The organism is Streptomyces ipomoeae 91-03 (genome assembly GCF_000317595.1).
GTDB lineage: Bacteria > Actinomycetota > Actinomycetes > Streptomycetales > Streptomycetaceae > Streptomyces > Streptomyces ipomoeae.
Genome location: NZ_AEJC01000423.1, coordinates 1 through 2,103, shown reverse-complemented (window position 1 = coordinate 2,103; position 2,103 = coordinate 1). Strand labels below are relative to the sequence as shown.

The following is a 2,103-nucleotide window of genomic DNA, read 5'->3' as shown; positions in this document are numbered from 1 at the left end:
GGCGGCGGGGACTACCCGGCCTCACACCCGCAGCTTCGTGAGGATCGCGCTGACGTGGTCCTTGACCGTGCCGGCACCCAGGTGAACGTGCCCCCGATGTCGGCGGTCGACAGCCTCTCGACCACAAGGAGGAGGACGTCGCGCTCGCGGGCGGTGAGCCGCCGGGCGAAGGTTGCCTTTCGTCGACGGCCCTCGATGCCGAGATGGTTGTGCAGCAGCGTCCGGAACGCTTGGGAGACAGCACCACGCGGCCTGCGGCCAGGTGCGTACAGGGTGGGCGAGTTGCTCTGGTTCGTTGTCCTTGAGCAGGAAAACGGCCGTGCCGGAGTTCAACGCGGTCGGTATGCACTCGGCGGCGTCGAACGTCGTCAGCATCGCCGGCCCCAGAGCATCGGGCATCATCCGCAACTCGCGCAGGATGGTCAGTCCGTCGACGTCCGGCATCCGGATGTCCAGCAGCACCGCATCGGGCTGGTCCCAGCGGACGCACCCCGCCACGTCCCCCGGCTCGCCGTCGCGGCGACCTCGACGCACCGGACGCACCCAGAATGAGCCCGAGGCCCGACCGGACCAGCGGATCGTCGTCCACCATCACGACCCGGGTCACGCCCACCGCCCGCCTTCGCGCATTCCACCCGGCTCCTGCCGACTTGACCCCCGGAGACGGTCGTGAAGGCCCGGGCGTATGGCAACCCCCGCCACCCGGCGGGGTATCACCCCCCGGTCGACAGGGAAACCACCGCTTCCCGCCGGATACTCCGTGCCCCGCCTGCTCTCCAACCTGGAAGGCACTAACCGACACTCAGAGACCGTGACGCCCCCGGTTGGCGCGGAGTCCCGTGCATGACGGCCGAGATGACGAGGCTCTGCCTCGTCTGCCGTCACCCGGGGGCGCGGTCTACGTCCCCTCATGGGACTTGCGCGAGGTCCCTGCGGGGACCGGGGAAGAGCACATGTGATGCAGACCAGAGGAACCAGGATGCGGCGGCTGACCGCCGGCGTCAGCGCGCTGGCGATCGGAGTCGGGCTCGCCATGCTGCCGGGATCGGCATCGGCGAAGCCGGTCAACCAGACGGCGGGTCCGGCAGAAGTGTGTCTGCCGGGCGACGGCGCGCCCCCGGCGAGCGGCCCGCACGGCCGCGCGGAGCCCGAACGCACGCAGCGTCAGGTACAAGCAATGGACGCCGAGATGCGGCAGCGGCTCGCGGCCAAGCCGAAACTCGCGCAGACGAGCCGAGCGGCCAGTCCCATCCACGTCAAGGTGGCCGTGCACACCATCAAGAAGCACAAGAAGGACAACGCGATCGGACCCGAACGGATCCGCAAGATGATCGACATTCTCAACGGCGCATACAGCGGCGCCCAGAGCAAAACGGCGACCAATACGCGATTCCGGTTCAAACTCGAGAGCATGGACTGGACGGTCAACAAGAAGTGGCACAAGGCCGAGCCCGACACCAAGGCCGAAAGGGACATGAAGCGCGCCCTGCACCGAGGCAACGCCGCCACGCTCAACATCTACCTCCTCGAGCCGGCCAACTCCATGTGGGCCACCGGGCCCGCGGACGCCCGCAAGAACCTGAAGATGGACGGCGTTGTGATCATGCAGAGCTCTCTGTGGGGCGGCTCGCTCGAGGGGTACGACAGGGGTGACGGCGTAGTGCACGAGGTCGGCCACTGGCTCGGCCTCGAGCACATCTTCGAGGGCGGCTGCAGCGCGTACAACGACGGCGTGTCCGACACGCCGGCCGAACGGACACCGGCATACCAGACGTGCAAAAAGGGACGCGACACCTGCCCGAACAAGGACGGCCTCGACCCGATCCACAACTTCATGGACTACTCCCCCGACCTCTGCGCCACCGAGTTCACCCGCGGACAGAACGAGCGGATGGTCCTGCACTGGCTGGCCTACCGTCGATGAGTCACCGACCGCACTCGCCAAGGACACGGCAATGTGACCGTTCAGGCAGCAGGCCTGCGGGGTCGCCTTCCGGTGGCCGGCGCCTTGCAAGTCGAGACGAGACTGTGTCCGTGCCCTTGTCGGCATGCAGGCGATCGGGCTTGAATCAGCGGCCGTTGTGAGGATCGTGTCTCGTTCGG

1 protein-coding gene and 1 pseudogene are annotated in these 2,103 nt (G+C 67.8%); one reads left to right on the top strand and one right to left on the bottom strand.

Annotated elements, in window-relative coordinates; all coding sequences use genetic code 11:
- Positions 1-24 precede the first annotated feature (24 nt).
- Positions 25-592: pseudogene (locus STRIP9103_RS47155) on the bottom strand (response regulator); the annotation flags it as partial.
- A 387-nt stretch (positions 593-979) separates the two neighbouring features.
- Here STRIP9103_RS47155 and STRIP9103_RS28265 point away from each other — a divergent pair.
- Entirely contained in the window at positions 980-1,924 is a 945-nt protein-coding gene (locus STRIP9103_RS28265; protein ID WP_009325926.1) for a zinc metalloprotease, read from the top strand.
- Positions 1,925-2,103: the final 179 nt, after the last annotated feature.

Coding starts and splice junctions, on each gene's coding strand:
- STRIP9103_RS28265 (WP_009325926.1), top strand. CDS start 980: ATGCGGCGGCTGACCGCCGGCGTCAGCGCGCTGGCGATCGGAGTCGGG.